The organism is Streptomyces sp. NPDC031265 (assembly GCF_055570295.1).
Map to the genome: position 1 here is coordinate 106700 of NZ_JBVIHM010000011.1, position 17421 is coordinate 124120.

18 protein-coding genes and 1 pseudogene are annotated in these 17421 nt (G+C 72.6%); 5 read left to right on the plus strand and 14 right to left on the minus strand.

The window, feature by feature from the left end; genetic code table 11:
- Positions 1 to 167 precede the first annotated feature (167 nt).
- Complete coding sequence (locus tag ACZ499_RS18845; protein ID WP_468676278.1) at positions 168 to 776, plus strand: hypothetical protein; 609 nt, start codon at positions 168 to 170, stop codon at positions 774 to 776.
- On the opposite strand, the gene mug is transcribed toward ACZ499_RS18845, so the two are convergent.
- From mug to ACZ499_RS18860, 3 genes are read right to left on the minus strand one after another with little or no spacing between them, the layout of a single operon-like run.
- Positions 760 to 1317: a G/U mismatch-specific DNA glycosylase gene (gene mug, locus ACZ499_RS18850; RefSeq protein ID WP_468676281.1), complete on the minus strand. Its 558-nt coding sequence runs from the start codon at positions 1315 to 1317 to the stop codon at positions 760 to 762. The two genes, ACZ499_RS18845 and mug, sit on opposite strands and share 17 nt — an antisense overlap.
- 49 nt (positions 1318 to 1366) lie before the next feature.
- Positions 1367 to 2809: an adenylosuccinate lyase gene (purB, locus tag ACZ499_RS18855; RefSeq protein ID WP_468409500.1), complete on the minus strand. Its 1443-nt coding sequence runs from the start codon at positions 2807 to 2809 to the stop codon at positions 1367 to 1369.
- A 59-nt stretch (positions 2810 to 2868) separates the two neighbouring features.
- Positions 2869 to 3696: an SGNH/GDSL hydrolase family protein gene (locus ACZ499_RS18860; RefSeq protein ID WP_468676283.1), complete on the minus strand. Its 828-nt coding sequence runs from the start codon at positions 3694 to 3696 to the stop codon at positions 2869 to 2871.
- A gap of 64 nt (positions 3697 to 3760) precedes the next feature.
- Here ACZ499_RS18860 and ACZ499_RS18865 point away from each other — a divergent pair, with 64 nt between their 5' ends.
- Both ACZ499_RS18865 and ACZ499_RS18870 read left to right on the plus strand, forming a co-directional pair.
- On the plus strand, positions 3761 to 4024 hold the full coding sequence (locus tag ACZ499_RS18865; RefSeq protein ID WP_468676284.1) for a hypothetical protein: 264 nt from the start codon (positions 3761 to 3763) through the stop codon (positions 4022 to 4024).
- A gap of 247 nt (positions 4025 to 4271) precedes the next feature.
- Positions 4272 to 4559 (plus strand): holin, encoded by a 288-nt coding sequence (locus ACZ499_RS18870; protein WP_468676286.1) that lies wholly within the window; start codon positions 4272 to 4274, stop codon positions 4557 to 4559.
- Between the two features lie 32 nt (positions 4560 to 4591).
- On the opposite strand, the gene ACZ499_RS18875 is transcribed toward ACZ499_RS18870, so the two are convergent.
- The 9 genes and pseudogenes from ACZ499_RS18875 to bioB form a co-directional block, all read right to left on the minus strand.
- A complete protein-coding gene (locus ACZ499_RS18875) occupies positions 4592 to 5611 on the minus strand; it encodes a hemolysin family protein (RefSeq protein WP_468409493.1) in 1020 nt (339 codons plus the stop codon).
- Positions 5608 to 7182, minus strand: a complete 1575-nt coding sequence (locus ACZ499_RS18880; protein ID WP_468676289.1) for a hemolysin family protein — start codon at positions 7180 to 7182, stop codon at positions 5608 to 5610. Before ACZ499_RS18880 ends, ACZ499_RS18875 begins: the two co-directional genes overlap by 4 nt.
- A 268-nt stretch (positions 7183 to 7450) precedes the next feature.
- Positions 7451 to 8713: pseudogene (locus ACZ499_RS18885) on the minus strand (FtsX-like permease family protein); the annotation flags it as partial.
- A gap of 184 nt (positions 8714 to 8897) precedes the next feature.
- Positions 8898 to 9731, minus strand: a complete 834-nt coding sequence (locus ACZ499_RS18890; protein WP_468676291.1) for an ABC transporter ATP-binding protein — start codon at positions 9729 to 9731, stop codon at positions 8898 to 8900.
- A gap of 116 nt (positions 9732 to 9847) precedes the next feature.
- Positions 9848 to 10519 carry a class I SAM-dependent methyltransferase gene (locus ACZ499_RS18895; RefSeq protein WP_468676294.1) on the minus strand — a complete coding sequence of 224 codons (672 nt, stop codon included), beginning with the start codon at positions 10517 to 10519 and terminating at the stop codon, positions 9848 to 9850.
- Positions 10520 to 10644: 125 nt separating this feature from the next.
- Entirely contained in the window at positions 10645 to 10998 is a 354-nt protein-coding gene (locus ACZ499_RS18900; RefSeq protein WP_468676296.1) for a VOC family protein, read from the minus strand.
- Entirely contained in the window at positions 10998 to 11690 is a 693-nt protein-coding gene (gene bioD / locus ACZ499_RS18905; protein WP_468676299.1) for a dethiobiotin synthase, read from the minus strand. Before bioD ends, ACZ499_RS18900 begins: the two co-directional genes overlap by 1 nt.
- On the minus strand, positions 11690 to 13003 hold the full coding sequence (locus tag ACZ499_RS18910; RefSeq protein ID WP_468676302.1) for an adenosylmethionine--8-amino-7-oxononanoate transaminase: 1314 nt from the start codon (positions 13001 to 13003) through the stop codon (positions 11690 to 11692). The genes bioD and ACZ499_RS18910 overlap by 1 nt, the downstream gene beginning before the upstream one ends.
- Entirely contained in the window at positions 12996 to 14189 is a 1194-nt protein-coding gene (gene bioB, locus ACZ499_RS18915) for a biotin synthase BioB (RefSeq protein ID WP_468676306.1), read from the minus strand. The genes ACZ499_RS18910 and bioB overlap by 8 nt, the downstream gene beginning before the upstream one ends.
- Positions 14190 to 14333: 144 nt before the next feature.
- Between bioB and ACZ499_RS18920 the strand changes: the two genes are divergently transcribed.
- A complete protein-coding gene (locus ACZ499_RS18920) occupies positions 14334 to 15476 on the plus strand; it encodes an 8-amino-7-oxononanoate synthase (protein ID WP_468676309.1) in 1143 nt (380 codons plus the stop codon).
- 16 nt (positions 15477 to 15492) lie between these two features.
- Here the strand turns inward: ACZ499_RS18920 and ACZ499_RS18925 are convergent, their stop codons facing one another.
- Both ACZ499_RS18925 and ACZ499_RS18930 read right to left on the minus strand, forming a co-directional pair.
- Positions 15493 to 15738, minus strand: a complete 246-nt coding sequence (locus tag ACZ499_RS18925) for a DUF397 domain-containing protein (RefSeq protein WP_468676470.1) — start codon at positions 15736 to 15738, stop codon at positions 15493 to 15495.
- Positions 15739 to 15748: 10 nt separating this feature from the next.
- A complete protein-coding gene (locus ACZ499_RS18930; RefSeq protein ID WP_468676313.1) occupies positions 15749 to 16606 on the minus strand; it encodes a helix-turn-helix domain-containing protein in 858 nt (285 codons plus the stop codon).
- Between the two features lie 241 nt (positions 16607 to 16847).
- Here ACZ499_RS18930 and ACZ499_RS18935 point away from each other — a divergent pair, with 241 nt between their 5' ends.
- Entirely contained in the window at positions 16848 to 17279 is a 432-nt protein-coding gene (locus ACZ499_RS18935) for an ATP-binding protein (RefSeq protein ID WP_468676315.1), read from the plus strand.
- The last annotated feature ends 142 nt before the right edge of the window (positions 17280 to 17421 follow it).

Here is a 17421-nt window from a genome sequence, read left to right on the forward strand (position 1 = left end):
GGTGTGGGGCGGCGGCTGGGTGGTCGTGCCACGTAAGTCGGATGCGGCTCGATCGGGCGGGAACGTAATCTCGCCGGATGAGCGGTTTTGCGACACATCGCCAACGGGTGCATGACACGGGGCTGTCGGCGCGTGCGCGGCACGCGAGCCTGCGAACGTGTGTGGTGATGTTCGCGCCGTACGGGTTCCGGGCGACCTACCACCATCTGTGCCGGAGTGCGGGGGTGCCCGCGCGGCTGGAGTCCGATCCGGGTGCGCTGGTGCGGGCGGTCGAGGAGTTGCAGACGGCCCGGGTGCTGTGGCTGGAGGACGAGGCGGCGTACATGGCGCGGCGTCGGGGGGAGAAGGCGTCCGGGCGGCGGAACACTCGGGCGGACGGGAGTTGGCGGGACGCCGGACGGGGGAGCGGGGGGAGTCTTGTCCACTGTCCCGACCCCGGGTTCCATCCCACTGAGCCCCTGCCGGTTGTGGTGAAGCGTGTCCTGGGCTCCGTCCTCGTCCCTGGGGAAGCTCCGGCGTGCCGGGCGTGTGTAGGGGACAACGGGGTGGTGCGGTGGTTCAACGGCCGGGAGGTGTACGAGCTCTGCCGGGTGTGCGGGGTCGCGCTGGACTCGCGTGATGCCGTGCCCGACCCCGTGGTGCTCCAGGCGGGCCACGAGCGCTGGGCCAGGATCTGGGGGCGCACGCTCTGGACCGGGGGCGAGGTGCCGATACTCCGGGCTGTCGGCTCCGGGCTGCCGGCCGCCGGGCTGTCGGTGGTCAGGCGGTGGGGGTGACTGTGTCGGCCTCCGCCGCCGCTCGGAGTCGGCCGTACTCCTCGGCCATCGTCTGTGCCGTCCAGTGGGCGTTCAGACCGCTGGGGTTGGGGAGGGCCCAGACGCGGGTCTCGCCGATGGTGCGGGTCTGGGGGCCTATCCGGGCCTTGCGGTCGTCGAAGGCGGTGCGGTAGGCGGTGACGCCGACGACGGCGAGGTAGCGCGGGCGGAGTTGTTCGACCTTGGCGGTGAGGATGCGGCCGCCCTCGCGGAACTCCTCGGGGCTCAGCTCGTCGGCTCGGGCGGTGGCCCGGGCGACGACGTTGGTGATGCCGAGGCCGTAGGTGAGCAACTCGTTCTGCTCCCAGGGCTTCAGCTGGCGCGGGGTGAAGCCCGAGAGGTGCAGGACCGGCCAGAAGCGGTTGCCCGGGCGGGCGAAGTGCTGGCCCGTCGCGCCGGACATCAGGCTCGGGTTGATGCCGCAGAAGAGCACGGACAGGCCGCCCGCGGCCACGTCGGGGATGACGTTGTCGCGGGCGGCCTGGAGCTCTTCGGGAGTCATCGAGTGGTCCCGTCGGTGCCGTTTACGCCTTCGGTGGCCCGGGTCCGGGTCAGAGGATCGAGCCGGGGGTGTACGCGGCGGCGGCCGGGTGCTGCTTGACGATCTCCTCGATACGGGAGACCAGAACGGCGACCTGGTCGCCCGCGGCGCCGGTGAAGGACAGCTTGTCGGCCATCAGGGCGTCGAGCTGGGCGCGGTCGAGCGGCATGCGGTCGTCGGCGGCCAGCTTGTCGAGGAGTTCATTGCGTTCGGCGCCCTGCTCGCGCATGGCCAGCGCGGACGCGACGGCGTGCTCCTTGATGACCTCGTGCGCGGCCTCACGGCCGACCCCGGCACGTACGGCCGCCATCAGCACCTTGGTGGTGGCGAGGAAGGGAAGGTAGCGGTCCAGCTCGCGGGCCACGACGGCGGGGAAGGCGCCGAACTCGTCGAGCACGGTGAGGAAGGTCTCGAGCAGGCCGTCGAAGGCGAAGAACGCGTCGGGCAGCGCGATGCGGCGGACGACCGAGCAGGAGACGTCGCCCTCGTTCCACTGGTCGCCGGCGAGCTCGCCGGTCATCGAGGCGTAGCCGCGCAGGATGACCATCAGGCCGTTGACGCGCTCGCAGGAGCGGGTGTTCATCTTGTGCGGCATCGCGGACGAGCCGACCTGGCCGGGCTTGAAGCCCTCGGTGACCAGCTCGTGTCCGGCCATCAGCCGGATCGTCTTGGCGACCGAGGAGGGCGCGGCGGCGAGCTGTACCAGGGCGGTCACGACGTCGTAGTCGAGCGATCGCGGGTAGACCTGACCGACGGAGGTGAAGGCGTGGGCGAAGCCGAGGTGGCCGGCGATGCGCTGTTCGAGCTCGGCGAGCTTCGCGGCGTCGCCGCCGAGCAGGTCGAGCATGTCCTGGGCGGTGCCGACCGGGCCCTTGATGCCGCGCAGCGGGTAGCGCGCGAGCAGCTCCTCCAGGCGGCCGTAGGCGACGAGCAGCTCGTCGGCGGCGGTGGCGAAGCGCTTGCCCAGGGTGGTGGCCTGCGCCGCGACGTTGTGCGAGCGGCCCGCCATGACCAGCTCCGCGTACTCGCCGGAGAGCTTGCCGAGCCGGGCCAGGACCGCCACGGTCCGGTCGCGCATCAGCTCCAGGGAGAGCCGGATCTGGAGCTGCTCGACGTTCTCGGTCAGGTCGCGGGAGGTCATGCCCTTGTGGACCTGCTCGTGTCCGGCGAGGGCGTTGAACTCCTCGATCCGGGCCTTCACGTCGTGGCGGGTGACCTTCTCCCGCTCGGCGATCGACGCGAGGTCGACCTGGTCGAGTACGCGCTCGTAGTCGGCGAGGGCGGCGTCCGGCACCTCGATCCCGAGGTCCTTCTGCGCGCGCAGCACGGCGAGCCAGAGCTGACGCTCCAGCTTCACCTTCTGCTCGGGGGACCAGAGGACGGCCAGCTCCGTGGAGGCGTAGCGGCCGGCCAGGACATTGGGGATGCGAGGCTTCGCAGACACAGCAGTCACGTGACCAGATTCTACTGGCGATTTCTGCAGGCCAGCGCCCCGGCCCGGTTTGTGGCTTGCTACGAGAGCGCGGTCACGTCGCCGGACGCCGTCCCCGGCTCCTCATCCGCCCGTGGGGTCGTGTCGTACGGCAGGAGCTCCGGGCGCTTCGCCGGGCGGCCGTCGCCCGAGGACCTGCCGGTGAGGCGGCGGCCGATCCACGGGGCGAGGTGCTGCCGGGCGAACCGCGCGTCGGCCACGCGGCGCGTCGCCCAGCGCGGCTGCGGCCCGCGCGGCAGCGGGGCGAGCCAGTCGTCCTCGGCCGGGAGCCCGAGCTTCTGCCAGACCGCCTCGGCCACCCGGCGGTGGCCCTCGCCGGTCAGATGGAGGCGGTCGACGTCCCACAGGCGCGGATCGGCGAGCACGGCGGCGCCGTACAGGTCGACGACGAGCGCGTCGTGCTTGGCGGCGAGGTCTTCGATGTGTGAAAAGAGCTCTTCCATACGGGGGCGGAAGCGTTCCATCACGGGGCCGTTGCGGCCGGGACTGCGCATCAGGACGAGCCGGCCGCAGGACGGCGCCAGCTTCTCGACGGCCTCGGTGAGGAGCCCGCGCGCCCTGTCCATGTCGCACTTGGGCCGCAGGGCGTCGTTGAGGCCGCCCACCAGGGTCACCACGTCCGCCCGCATGGCGGCTGCGGGCTCGACCTGCTCGTCGACGATCTGGCCGATGAGCTTTCCGCGTACGGCGAGATTGGCGTAACGGAAGCCGGGCGTCCGGGCGGCGAGCCGGGCCGCGAGCAGATCCGCCCAGCCGCGGTAGGAGCCGTCGGGCAGGAGGTCGGACATGCCCTCGGTAAAGGAATCGCCGACTGCGACAAAGCTTGTGTAGCTGGCATTCATCTCCATGGCGGAGTGATCGTACCGCGCGGTAGTGTCACGCGGTCGGGTGGAGACGGCAAGGGGGAAGCGGATGAGCGAGGCGCTCGAACAGGCGCTGACGGAGGTGCTGGCGGAGGCGCCGGCGGGGCTGGTCACCGCGTTGGACACCTGCGAGGACGCACGCGGCGCGAGCGGGTCCGACGTCTCTGGGGGCGACGCCACCGTCACTGTCGAGGGTGGGGCGGGCGAACTGCTGCTGCGCGTGTACGGGCGGAGGGGGCCCGGAGGCGAGGAGTTCACGGTCACGGGCGAGCGCGCGGCGCTCGACATGTGGCTGGCCGCGACAGCGCTCTGACCCGCCGTCCGTACCCGGCAGCTCGTGCCCGTCGGCGGCGTCGACCGCGGCTCATGACACGCCCTGGGCGAACTCAGCCGATCCCCACCGTGCGGGCCCTGTCGGCGTGGGGCGTTACGCGGTATGCCAGGAACACCTCGACTCCGCTTGCCTGAACTCCGCCCACGTCACATCCCGTACCCTCAACCCCCTTTGCGTCCGCACCACTTGACCGCGCACTGACCACGTACGAGAGAGCGAGCGTTCCATGTTCACCAAAGCCTTCTGGAAGGCCACTGCCGAGCGGGCCATCCGGACGTTCGCCCAGTCGCTCGCGGCGGTCCTGACGGCCGGGGCGACCAACCTGTTCGACGTGGACTGGAAGGCGGCGCTCGCCACCGCGGGCCTGGCGACGCTGCTCTCCGTGCTGATGGCCATCGGCTCGTCGGGCCTGGGGCGGCCGGGCCCGGGCCTCACCGAGACCACGGCACCCGACGCCCCCGCCGAGCCGGCGAAGGCACCGGGAACCGAAAGTGCCGCCAAGCCCGTTGCATAGGCGGCGCCCCGCCGCCCCCGGGCGCGTCCGTCCTACGCCGTGTCCGGTCTGCCGACCAGCTCGCGCAGGACGTCCTCCATGGTGACCAGGCCCGACAGCCGTCCGTCCTCGTCGAGCACCGCCGCGAGGTGCGTACGGCTGCGGCGCATGGCGGTCAGTACGTCGTCGAGCGGCGCCGACGTCCGGACCCGGGCGATCGGCCACAGGGCCGTCACCGGGAACGGCACGTCGCGCGGGGTCGCGTCGAGCGCGTCCTTGACGTGCAGATAGCCGAGGATGCGGTTGCCCGCGTCCACGACCGGGAAGCGGGAGAAGCCCGACAGGGCGGCGAGCCGCTCCAGTTCCTCCGGTGTCGTGCCGACCGGGGTGTGCACGACCTTCTCCAGCGGGACGACCACGTCCCGGACGGGTCGGCGCCCCAGCTCCAGGGCGTCGTGCAGCCGCTCGGCGGCCCGGTCGTCGAGCAGCCCGGCGTCGCCCGCGTCCCGGACCATCCGGGCCAGCTCGGCGTCGGAGAACGTCGCCGCGACCTCGTTCTTGGTCTCCACCCGCAACAGCTTGAGCAGGGCGTTGGCGAAGGCGTTGATCGCGAAGATCACCGGGCGCAGCGCCCGGGCGAGCGTCACCAGCGGCGGACCGAGCAGCAGCGCGGTCCTGGCCGGCTCGGCCAGCGCGATGTTCTTCGGCACCATCTCGCCGAGCAGCATGTGGAGATAGGTGGCGAGGCCCAGCGCGATGAAGAAGGAGACCGGGCGCGCCGCACCGTCGGGCATCCCGACCAGGTGGAACACCGGCTCCAGGAGATGCTCGATGGCGGGCTCGGCGACCACACCGAGCACCAGGGTGCACAGCGTGATGCCCAGCTGCGCCGCCGCCATCAGCGCGGAGACGTGCTCCAGACCCCAGATCACGCTGCGCGCACGGCGGTTGCCCTGCTCGGCGAGTGGTTCGACCTGGCTGCGGCGTACCGAGATCAGCGCGAACTCGGCGCCGACGAAGAAGGCGTTGACGACCAGCGTCGCCAGACCGATCAGCAACTGGATGACGGTCATCGGCCGGCCCCCTCGTCGCCGGGACCCGCAGGACCCGCAGGACCCGCAGGACCCGCAGGACCCGCAGAACCCTCGGGACCCTCGCGGTCACCGGCATCGTCACGGCCGTCACTATCCGCGCGGCCGTCGCGCCGCGCACCCCTCCCACGCCGAGCACCCCCGTGCCTACCGTGCTTCGTGTGTCCGTCATGCCCGCGGCGACCCGCGCCCCGGTGCTCCCTACGGCGGCGGGAGCCGTCCTGCTCATCCTCGCCGTCCCCGTCGCCGGGCAGCGGCGCGTGCAGCAGGACGCGCGCGGCGCGGCGGCCGGACGCGTCGACGACGTCGAGCCGCCAGCCGCCCAGCTCCACGCTGTCGCCGAGGGCCGGGATCCGGCCGACCCCGGTGGCGATCAGGCCCGCCAGCGTCTCGTACGGGCCCTCCGGGACGCGCAGCCCGATGGCCTCCAGCTGGTCGGTGCGGGCGGCGCCGTCGGCCGAGTAGAGGGCGCGCCCGTCGGCGTCCTCGCCGGCCCGGGCCAGGTCGGACGTCTCGTGCGGGTCGTGCTCGTCCCGCACCTCGCCGACGACCTCCTCGACGATGTCCTCCAGGGTGACGACCCCGGCCGTACCGCCGTACTCGTCGATGACCACCGCCATCGTCCGCCGCCCGTACAGCTGGTCGAGCAGCCGGTCCACGGTCAGCGTCTCCGGTACGAGCAGCGGCTCGCGCAGCAGCTCGGCGACCGGGTGGCGGGGGCGCTGCTCGGCGGGGATGGCGAGGACGTCCTTGATGTGGGCGATGCCCACGACGGTGTCGAGGCTGCCCCGGTAGACGGGGAAGCGGGACAGGCCCGTCGCGCGCGTGGCGTTCGCGACGTCCTCGGCGGTGGCGTGCACCTCCAGTGCGGTGACCTGCACCCGGGGCGTCATCACGTTCTCGGCGTCGAGCTCCGCCAGGTTGAGCGTACGGACGAAGAGCTCGGCGGTGTCCGCTTCGAGGGCGCCCGCCTTGGCGGAGTGGCGGGCGAGTGCGACCAGCTCCTGCGGGGTGCGGGCGGAGGCCAGCTCCTCGGCGGGCTCCAGGCCCAGACGGCGCACCATGTGGTTGGCGGTGTTGTTGAGGTGGCTGATGAAGGGGCGGAAGGCCGCGCTGAAGACGCGCTGCGGCGTGGCGACGACCTTCGCCACCGCAAGCGGCGAGGAGATGGCCCAGTTCTTGGGGACGAGCTCGCCGACGACCATCAGGAATACGGTCGACAGGGCGGTGCCGAGGACCAGCGCCGCCGAGTGGGAAACGGCGTCGGACAGCCCCATGGAGCCGAGCGGGCCGCTGATCAGCTTGGCGATCGAGGGCTCGGCGAGCATGCCGATCACCAGGTTGGTGACGGTGATGCCGAGCTGCGCGCCGGAGAGCTGGAAGGTGAGGCTGCGGACGGCCTTGAGGGCGCTGCTCGCGCCGCGCTCGCCGCTCTCGACGGCCCGCTCCAGCTCGCCGCGCTCCACGGTGGTGAGGGAGAATTCGGCCGCCACGAAGGCCCCGCAGGCCAGCGACAGCAGCACGGCCACCACGAGCAGAAGCACTTCGGTCATCGGTTCACCTCCGTCCCATGATCGGGCAGGGTCAGGAGGATCGCGCGATGTCGCGTACCGGTACGGGGACGGGTACTGGGAGGCTCGCCCATGGGCGGACGCTCACACCTTTCAGTCGTGGGTAGGTCCACCCATGGTAAAGCACTGGCAAAATGGCGGTTCGAGGAGACTCCGGAGGCCGGGAGGACCCCAGGTCACGGTCACCCCGCACACTCAAGCCGCCCCCGCGTCCGGCCTCCACCCGCCCCCACGTCCCGGCCCCCGCCCCCTACTCGTGCGCGATCGCCGCCAGCACGTTCATCCGCGACGCGCGCAGCGCCGGGAGCAGCGCCGCCAGCAGGCCCACGGCCGCCGCGCCCACGGCGACCGCGATCACCGTGGACCAGGGCACGGCGAACGCCTTGAGGCCCTGGAGCGCGAGCACCTGCTGGATGCCCACGCCCCACACCATGCCGAGGACGAGTCCGAGGAGCGCCCCGAACACCGCGATCACCACCGACTCCAGCCGGATCATGCGCCGCAGCTGGACCCGCGAGAGCCCGATGGCGCGCAGCAGCCCGATCTCGCGGGTGCGCTCCACCACCGACAGCGCCAGTGTGTTGACCACGCCGAGCACCGCGATGACGATCGCCAGGCCGAGCAGCGCGTACACCAGGTAGAGCATCACCGCGATCTGGTCGCGGATCAGCTTCTTGTAGTCCGCCTGGTCCCTCACCTGCACCTGCGGATACGGGTCCAGGGTCTTCTCCAGCGCGGCCCGCAGCCCCTCCGCACTGGTGCCGCCGCTCGCGTTGACGTACACCGCCGCGTCCTGGCCGCCCGGAAGATAGCGCTCCACGGTGGCCAGGCCCATGAACACCCCGCCCTCCACGCCGAAGCCGCCCGAGGTGTCCATGTCGGTCAGGGCGGCCACCCGCAGCCGCGCCTTGCCGCCGGTGGCGAAGGTGACGGGCAGGGTGTCGCCGAGGCGGACGCGGTGGTCGCGCGCGTAGGTGCGGTCCATCGCGAGGTTGCCGGGGGCGAGCGCCTCCGCCGAACCGCCCGCCGTATAGGTGACATGGGCGACGTCGTCGAGCTGGGGGTCGTAGCCGGACGCCGTCGTCTCGGGAGTCTTCCCGTCGGGGAGCGTCAGCCGCAGGGGCGCGAACCGCTGGCGGACGACGGTCTCCGTGCCCTTCACCGCGCGCACCTTGTCGGTGATCTCCTGCGGGAACGGCTGAAAATTGCCGTTCTGTACGACGAAGTCGGCGCCCAGGGTCTTGTCGATCTGCTGGTCGAACGACTTGGTCATGGAGGCGCTGGCCACCGAGAGTCCGGCGACCAGGGCGATGCCCACCATCAGGGCGGACGCGGTCGCGCCCGTGCGGCGCGGGTTGCGCAGCGCGTTGCGCTGGCTCATCCGGCCCACCGGGCCGTACAGCCGGGGGAAGGCGGCGCCAAGGACGCGGATCACCGGCCGGACCAGGAGCGGCCCGGCCACCACGGTCGCGATCAGCGTGAGCACCACGCCGAGCCCGAGCAGCGAGGACGAGGGGCCCGACCGTCACGTCCGCCGAGGTCGAGGCGAACAGCCGGTCGAAGGTACGGGCCACGGTGTCCGAGAAGATCAGCGAACCGGCGACGAACGCCACCGAGAGGATCACCGCGAGCGCGGACAGCAGCAGCCGTCCCTTGTGGGCGAGGAAGCTGCGGAGGGTCGCCTTCAGCACGGCCGCTCAGCCCTTGCGCAGCGGGTCGAAGCCGGGGGTGCCCTCGACTGTGCCGTCCGGGGTGGCGGCGTCGGTTCCCGGGCCGCCGGAGAAGAGCCGCAGCCGGTCCAGGACCGCCTCCGCCGTCGGCCGGGGCATCTCGTCGACGATCCGCCCGTCGGCCAGGAACAGCACCAGGTCGGACCGGCCCGCCGCGACCGGGTCGTGGGTGACCATCACCACCGTCTGCCCCAGCCGGTCCACGGCCTCCCGCAGGAACGTGAGCACCTCGGCCCCGGCCCGCGAGTCGAGGTTGCCCGTCGGCTCGTCCGCGAAGATCAGCTCCGGGCGGGACGCCAGCGCCCGCGCGCACGCCACCCGCTGCTGCTGGCCACCGGAGAGCTGGGCGGGCCGGTGCCGCAGCCGGTCGCGCAGCCCGAGCGTGTCGATGACCTGTTCCAGCCACTCCCGGCCGGGTCTGCGCCCGGCGATGTCCATCGGCAGCGTGATGTTCTCGGCGGCGGTGAGTGTCGGCAGCAGATTGAACGCCTGGAACATAAAGCCGATCCGGTCCCGCCGAAGCCGCGTCAGCTCGCGCTCCTTGAGCCCGGTGATCTCGGTGTCGCCGAGCCACACCTGGCCCGCCGAGACCGAGTCGAGCCCGGCCAGACAGTGCATCAGGGTGGACTTGCCCGAGCCCGACGGGCCCATGACCGCGGTGAACCGGCCGCGCGCGATGTCCACGTCGACCGAGTCGAGCGCCAGGACCGCCGTCTCGCCCGTGCCGTACGCCTTGGTCAGCGCCCGGGCCCGCGCGGCGACCCCTTCCGTTGCCGCTGTGGCCGCTGCAGCTGTGGACAAGGCCGCCTCCCGGGTCGTTGCGTCATGGCTGGACCGACTCCCGTACGGCATACGAGAGTAGAGGCGCGGACCGGCCCGGGCCATCCGGCGGAAGCAGGAGATCCGCCGGGAAGGGATCAGCCCGCATCCGGGCGTCGTGCCGTGCCGAGCACATGGGGCGACGCCGGGTGGCGCGGCCCCCTCTCGGGCACGCGCAGCCGGCGGAACGCGACCAGTTCGAAGCCCGCCGCCTCGATCGCCGCGAGCGGATCGCGCGAGGTGTGGCACCCGCCGAGGAGCAGCGGCCACAGCGTCCGGTCCGCCGCGCGCTGGACGGCCGCGAGGGCCCGGCCCTCGGCCCGCACGTGCTCGTAGAACCGCAGCTCGCCGCCGGGCCGCAGGACCCGGCGGATCTCGGCCAGCGAGCGCGGCACATCGCGTACGGAACACAGGACGAGCGAGACCACGGCCGCGTCGAACGCCTCGCTCTTGACCGGCAGCGCCTCGGCCGCCCCCGGCACCACGTCGACCGGCACGTCCGCGCGCAGCGCCGCCCGGACGGCCAGCCTGCGCAGCCCGCGCTCGGGTTCGATGGCGACCACCTCGGAGACGGCGCCCGGATAGTGCGGGAAGTTGAGGCCGTTGCCCGCGCCGATCTCGATCACCCGGCCGGAGAGCCCGGCCAGCAGCTCGCGGCGGTGTGCGGCGAGGCCCGCTCGGCGGTCGGCCGTCTCGCTGAACCGGCCGTAGAAGCGGGCGAACAGGGGATGGCGCACGGCGTCCGGGGCGATCTTGGCACGCTGCTCCATGTGGGGACCCTCCAACGACGGGCGGAGAACGGGCGGGGCGGACACCGGGATTGTCCCCGCCCCGGACCCGCGTCACCCGTAGGCCGCCCCGTCCTTCGGTCTTTCCCGGCCCGCCCGCGCCGCCGTCACGTGCTCACGAAGCAGAACTCGTTCCCCTCGGGGTCGCGCATCACCTGGAACGCTCCCTGGGCGTCCGTCACGGTCGCGCCCACCGACCGCGCGCCGAGGCGCACCGCGGCGGCCCGGGCACGGGTGACGTCCTCCACCACGAGGTCGAGGTGGAGCCGGTTCTTGCCCGCCTTCGCCTCCGGCACCCGCTGGAAGGCGAGCCGCGGTGTGCCGGGTGCGTCGAGGTACGCCCAGCCCGCGTCGCGGACCACCGGGGCACCGCCGAGCAGCGCCGCCCAGAACCGCGCCAGGCGGTCCGGCGCGGCGCAGTCGACGACGATCTGGCGCAGCCGTGCCCGTAAGACCGCCATCACAGACTCCAGCCGCCGCCGAGCTCCGGACCGAGCCAGCCCGGCGCCGCCGCACGGAAGTCGGCGCCGGAGAGCTGCCCGGCGCCTTCCGGCACCAGCCCGACCAGCGGTGAGCCGGAGGACTCCGGCAGGTCCGCCAGGTTGCAGCGGGACGCCAGGTCCGGCTCGGCGGGCCAGCTGCCCACGACCACGCCCGCGCACTGAAGGCCCCGCGCCCGCAGCGCCTCGCCGGTCAGCGCCGCCATGTTCAGGGTGCCGAGGCCGGCCGGGGTGACGACCAGGACGGGCGCGGCGAGCAGCCGGGCCACGTCCGCGAGCGTGCCGCCCTCGTCGTCGAGGCGGACCAGGAGCCCGCCCGCGCCCTCCACGAGGACCAGGTCGTGCTCGGCGGCCAGTTTCTCGGCTGCCTCGGCGACCTCCTCGGGGCGCACGGCCGCCATCCCGGCCCGCCGTGCGGCCGTGTTGGGGGCCAACGGCTCGGGGAAGCGGGCCAGTTCGGCGCCGGTGATGTCGTCGCCCGCCAGACGCAGCACCTCCGCCACGTCGCCGTGCTCGCCGGGGGCGACCCCGGTCTGGGCCGGCTTGAGGACGGCGACCGTCTGTCCGGCGGCGCGCGCCAGCGCGGCGACGGCCGCCGTGACGACGGTCTTGCCGATCTCCGTCCCCGTACCGCTCACTACCAGAACCGTCATCAGCCCTCCCGAGCCGCAGCGCCCACGGCACGGCAGATGCGCGCCAGGTCCTCGTCGTTCGTCACATAGGGCGGCATCGTGTAGATCAGGTCGCGGAACGGGCGCAGCCACACGCCCTCGCGGACCGCCGCCCGGGTCGCCGCCGCCATGTCCACCTCGTGGTCGAGCTGGACGACGCCGATGGCGCCGAGGACGCGGACGTCCTTCACCCCGGGCGCCCCGGCGAGCTCGCCCAGACCGTCGCGCATCCCCGTCTCCAGGCGCTTGATCTCGCCCTGCCAGTCCTGGGAGAGCAGCAGGTCGATCGAGGCGCAGGCGACGGACGCGGCCAGCGGGTTGCCCATGTACGTCGGGCCGTGCGCCAGGACCGGGACCTCGCCCGAGGAGATGCCCTCGGCCACCCGGGTGGTGCACAGCGTCGCGGCCATCGAGAGGTAGCCGCCGGTCATCGCCTTGCCCACGCACAGCACATCGGGCGACACGGCGGCGTGCTCGGACGCGAACAGCGTGCCGGTGCGGCCGAAGCCGGTGGCGATCTCGTCGAACACGAGCAGCACGCCGTGCTCGTCGCACGCCTCGCGCAGGACCCGCAGATAGGCGGGGGAGTGGAACCGCATCCCGCCCGCGTTCTGCACCACCGGCTCGACGATCACCGCCGCCACCTCGTCTGCGTGGCGCCCGATCAGCTCCCGCAGATGGCGCACGTAGGCCTCGTCCGGCTCCGCGTCGTACCCCGTGGGGGGCGCGTCCGCGAAGACCTGCTCCGGCAGCCGGCCGGACCACAGGGAGTGCATGCCGCCGTCCGGGTCGCACACCGACATCGGCTGCCAGGTGTCGCCGTGGTAGCCGCCGCGCCAGGTCAGCAGGCGCTGCTTGCGCGGCTGCCCGACCGACTTCCAGTACTGCAGGCACATCTTGATGGCGACCTCGACCGACACCGAGCCGGAGTCGCTGAGGAAGACGTGCTGGAGCGGCTCGGGGGTGATCTCGACGAGCTTGGTGCAGAGGCGCACGGCGGGCTCGTGGGTGAGTCCGCCGAACATCACATGGCTCATCCGGTCCAGCTGGCCGCGTACGGCCTCGTCCAGGACCGGGTGGCGGTAGCCGTGCAGCGCCGACCACCAGGACGCCATGCCGTCGACCAGCTCGCGCTGTCCGTGCGCCTCCTCGGCGAGCCGCAGCCGGACCCCGGACGCGGACTCCACGACCAGCGGCTCCTGGCGGCCCGGCATGGGGCCGTAGGGGTGCCAGACGTGCTGCCGGTCCAGGGCCCGCAGCTCGGCGACGTCGTAACCGGGCACCGGGTCAGGCATTGGGGGCCAGGTCCGTGCCCGCGCCGCGGCGGCGCACCGCCACCAGGTCCGTACGCGCCTCGGAGACCTCGGCCGCGGCGGCCGGAGCGTTCTCGGAACCGCACGGGCCGCAGGCGCCGCCCTCGTGCGAGCCGCAGCCGCTCCGCGCGTGCGAGCCGCAGCCCGCGGCGGCCATCGCGTCGGCGCGGTGCCCGGGCAGCGTGGTCGTGCCCGCGCCCTCCACCTCGAAGCCGGCGTCCGCGATCATCTCCAGGTCGGCCTTGCCCTCCTGGCCCTCACTGGTGAGGTAGTCGCCGAGGAAGATCGAGTTGACCAGGTTGAGGGCGAGCGGCTGCATCGAGCGCAGATGCACCTCGCGGCCGCCCGCGAGCCGTACCTCGACGTCCGGGCAGACGAACCGGACCATCGCGAGGATGCGCAGACAGCGCTGCGGGGTGAGGTTCCACTCCTTGCCGAGCGGGGTGCCCTCGAACGGGATGAGGAAGTTGACCGGCACCGAGTCCGGGTCGAGCTCGCGCAGCGAGAAGACGACGTCGACCAGGTCCTCGTCGCTCTCGCCCATGCCCGCGATCAGACCGGAGCAGGCGGAGAGCCCGGCGGAGTGCGCCTTCTGCACGGTGTCGACGCGGTCGGCGTAGGTGTGGGTGGTCGTGATGTCCCCGTACGTCCCCTCGGACGTGTTGAGGTTGTGGTTGTACGCGTCGGCGCCCGCCGCGCGCAGCCGCTCGGCCTGGCCGTCCGAGAGCAGACCGAGGCAGGCGCACACCTCGACGCCCTCGTTCTGCTCCTTGATCGCCTCGATGGTCTGCGAGACGCGGTCCACGTCGCGGTCGGTCGGGCCGCGGCCGCTGGCGACCAGGCAGACCCGCTTGGCGCCGCCCGCGACACCGGCGGCGGCCGCCTTGGACGCCTCGTCCGGCTTCAGCCAGGTGTACTTGAGGATCTCGGCCTTGGAGCCCAGCCGCTGCGAGCAGTACGAGCAGTCCTCGGGGCACAGTCCGGACTTCAGGTTCACCAGGTAGTTCAGCTTCACCCGGCGCCCGAACCACTGACGGCGCACCTTGCCGGCCGCGGCCACCACGTCGAGCAGTTCCTCGTCGGAGGTCGCCAGTACGGCGAGCGCCTCTTCACGGCTCGGCAGCTCGCGCCGCAGCCCCTTGTCCACCAGCGTGTTCAGCAGGTCCATGGCGCCGATCCTTGCCCAAAACCCCCGCCCCAGCCAAGGAGGGATCGTACAACTGCGCTCCTGGAAGGTGTGTGTATTGCCACACCCTGACCTCGCACGTCCAGGAATAGGGTCTGTCCGCTGCCTACAAAAGGGATCTCCACCATGCCTCGAGCGCCATTCGACTGGATCGACGGAGCGACCGAGCGGCGCGAGCGTGCCGGTCTCGTACGGGTGCTGCGGCCGCGCGCCGCCGACCAGGACCTTCTGGACCTGGCGAGCAACGACTACCTGGGGCTCACCCGGCACCCGGCGGTCACCCGGGGCGCCGCCGACGCGGCGCTGCGCTGGGGCGCCGGATCCACCGGATCACGCCTGGTCACCGGCACCACCGCGCTCCACACCGAGCTGGAGGACGCGCTCGCCCGGTTCTGCGGGTTCGAGGCGGCGCTCGTCTTCTCCTCCGGGTACGCGGCCAACCTCGCCGCGCTGACCGCCCTCGGCGAGCGGGACACGCTGATCGTCTCCGACGCGGGCAACCACGCCTCGATCGTCGACGGGTGCCGGCTGTCGCGCGCGGAGACCGAGGTGGTCCCGCACGCCGACCCCGAGGCCGTGCGCAAGGCGCTGGACGCCCACGGCGGGCCCGCGCTCGTGGTGAGCGACTCGGTCTTCTCGGTGGACGGCGACGCCGCCCCGCTGCCCGGACTCGCCGCCGCCTGCCGGGAGTCCGGGGCGGCGCTCGTGGTGGACGACGCCCATGGCCTGGGCGTCCTGGGCGAGGGCGGGCGGGGCGGGCTGCACGCCGCCGGACTCGCGGGCGCGGACGACGTGGTGGCCACTCTCACCCTGTCGAAGTCGCTCGGCAGTCAGGGCGGCGCGGTCCTGGGTCCCGCCCGGGTCATCCGGCACCTGGTCAACGCGGCCCGTACGTTCATCTTCGACACCGGGCTCGCCCCCGCGGCGGTGGGCGGCGCGCTCGCGGCGCTGCGGCTCCTGGAGGCCGAGCCGGAGCGGGCGGGCCGGGCCCGTGCGGTGGCGGCCGAGCTGCACGAACGGCTGACGGCCGCGGGCCTGGAGGCGGCGCGCCCGGACGCGGCCGTGGTCTCGGTGCGGGCGCCGTCGCCGGAGCGGGCGGTGGCCTGGGCGGCCGACTGCCGGGGCGCGGGTCTGGCGGTGGGGTGCTTCCGGCCGCCGTCGGTGCCGGACGGCATCTCCCGGCTGCGGCTGACCGCCCGGGCCGATCTGACCGAGTCCCAGATCCAGTGGGCGGTGGACACGATCCTGCGGACCGGGCCCACCGCCTAGTCCCCCGTTGGCATTGTCAACTCCTGCTGTCGGGCGCCTCGTTGGGCTCGACTGGCAGACCGGAAAGGAAGCTGTGCCAGGCCCGCGCTCCGAAGAGCAGCGCGGGTCCGGCGGTCCGCTTGGAATCACGGACGGCGAGCAGTCCGGCGTCGAGGAATGCGGCCTCGACGCAATTGTTCATTCCTGTACTACGGCTGCTGCGCCGCCATTGCGCACCGTTCAGAGAAGTGCTGGAAGGTACATGCGTGGGGGGTGAGGGCATCATGCCTCCCTTACACGCCGTCAGCCATCCCGGCGATGAGATTCAATGATTCCTTGAACGAGAGGGCCTGCGCCTCGGCCATGTGGAACGCGGCGCTGTACGCCTCAAGGTCTTCTCCCCGTTCGAGATAGAGGCTACTCGTCAGGTGGTCGATAACCACCACATCCAGATCGGAAATTTGCGGAAAGGAGAAGATAATGAAAGGCCCGGTGAGTCCGATATGGCCACCGCTGCTGAAAGGCAGCACCCGCAACCGGACCTGCGGCAGCTGAGCGGCCTCCAGGAGATGGCGCAACTGCCGCCGCATCGCGGCCGCCCCGCCCACCGCGCGGTGCAGCGCCGCCTCGTCGACCACCGCGCTCAGCTCCAGCGGCGGATCGGCCCGCAGCACCTCCTGGCGCGCCAGGCGCACCTCCACGAGGGAGTCCACCCGCGCCGCGTCCAGCCCGCCGAGAGCCGCCCGGGTCACCGCGCGGGCGTACTCGGGCGTCTGGAGCAGCCCCGGCACCACGGACGTCTCCAGGGTGCGCGCCGCCGACGCCTGTGACTCCAGGCTGATGAAGTCCCGGTACTGGGGCGGCAGCAGCCCCCGGTAGGCCTGCCACCACTGGGCGCCGCGGCCGTCCGCCGCCCCCGCCAGCGCTTCGAGCAGCGCCCTCAGTTCGGGGTCGGCCACCCCGTACACCTCAAGCAGTCGGGCCACGTCGGCGCGCTTCACCCCGCTGCGGCCGGTCTCGATCCGGCTCACCTTGGACTGGTGCCAGCCCAGCTGTCCGGCGACCTCGCCGCTCGTGAGGGCCGCCGCGCAGCGCAGCTGGCGCAGTTCCTCGCCGAGTTTGCGGCGGCGTACCGCGGGCCCGTGCCACATGTCGGCCTCCTTCCGCCCGGCCGGGGTTCGGGTGATGGGCAAGTGTGGCGCCAAATACAGTCCTTCGTCGCAGAGTTCACCGCTTTGAGCGACAGATATATGCACATCTTGGTGGATCAGCGCATCCGGCGGCACGATGAGTGGCAGTCTGGCGCGAAGCGCAAGTCCGGGGCGTCCTCGCGTTTGTCCGCTCGCTACGAGTCCAGCAGGCCGGCCCGGGTGGGAAAGGGACAGCGTCGCCATGGCAGACCACCACGAATCCACCGTCACTCTGCCGAGCGATCCCGCCTCGGTCTCCGCCGCCCGTAGACACGTCGCCGGCGTACTCACCGAGTGGGGTCTTCCGTCGGACGCCGACACCGCCGATACGATCCGCCTGATCGTCTCCGAGCTCGCGACCAACGCCGTGCAGCATACGTTCGGCCAGTCGCCCACCTTCACCGTGGATCTGCGCCTGGAGTTCGACGAGCAGCTCCACATCGGTGTCACCGACAGCCACCCCCGCTGGCCGAAACGTCTTCCCGCCGCCGTCCAGCAGGACAACGGGCGCGGCATGGTGATCATCCGCTGGCTCGCCGCCGAGTGCGGGGGGCGGCTGTCGGTCACCCCGACGCCGGAGGGCGGCAAGACCGTCTGGATCGCGCTGCCGTGGACGGTGCCGGTCCAGAGCTGAGCCGGGGCCCGTCAGGCGGGCCTGTGTCCGGCCCGCGGGCCGGTGGGCACGGGGCGGGGGGGGGGGGGGGGGGTGCGCCCCGGGCCGCCATGTCTACCCGGCCCCTGTGTTCCGTGTGTTCGCGCCCGTACCCGTCCCAAAA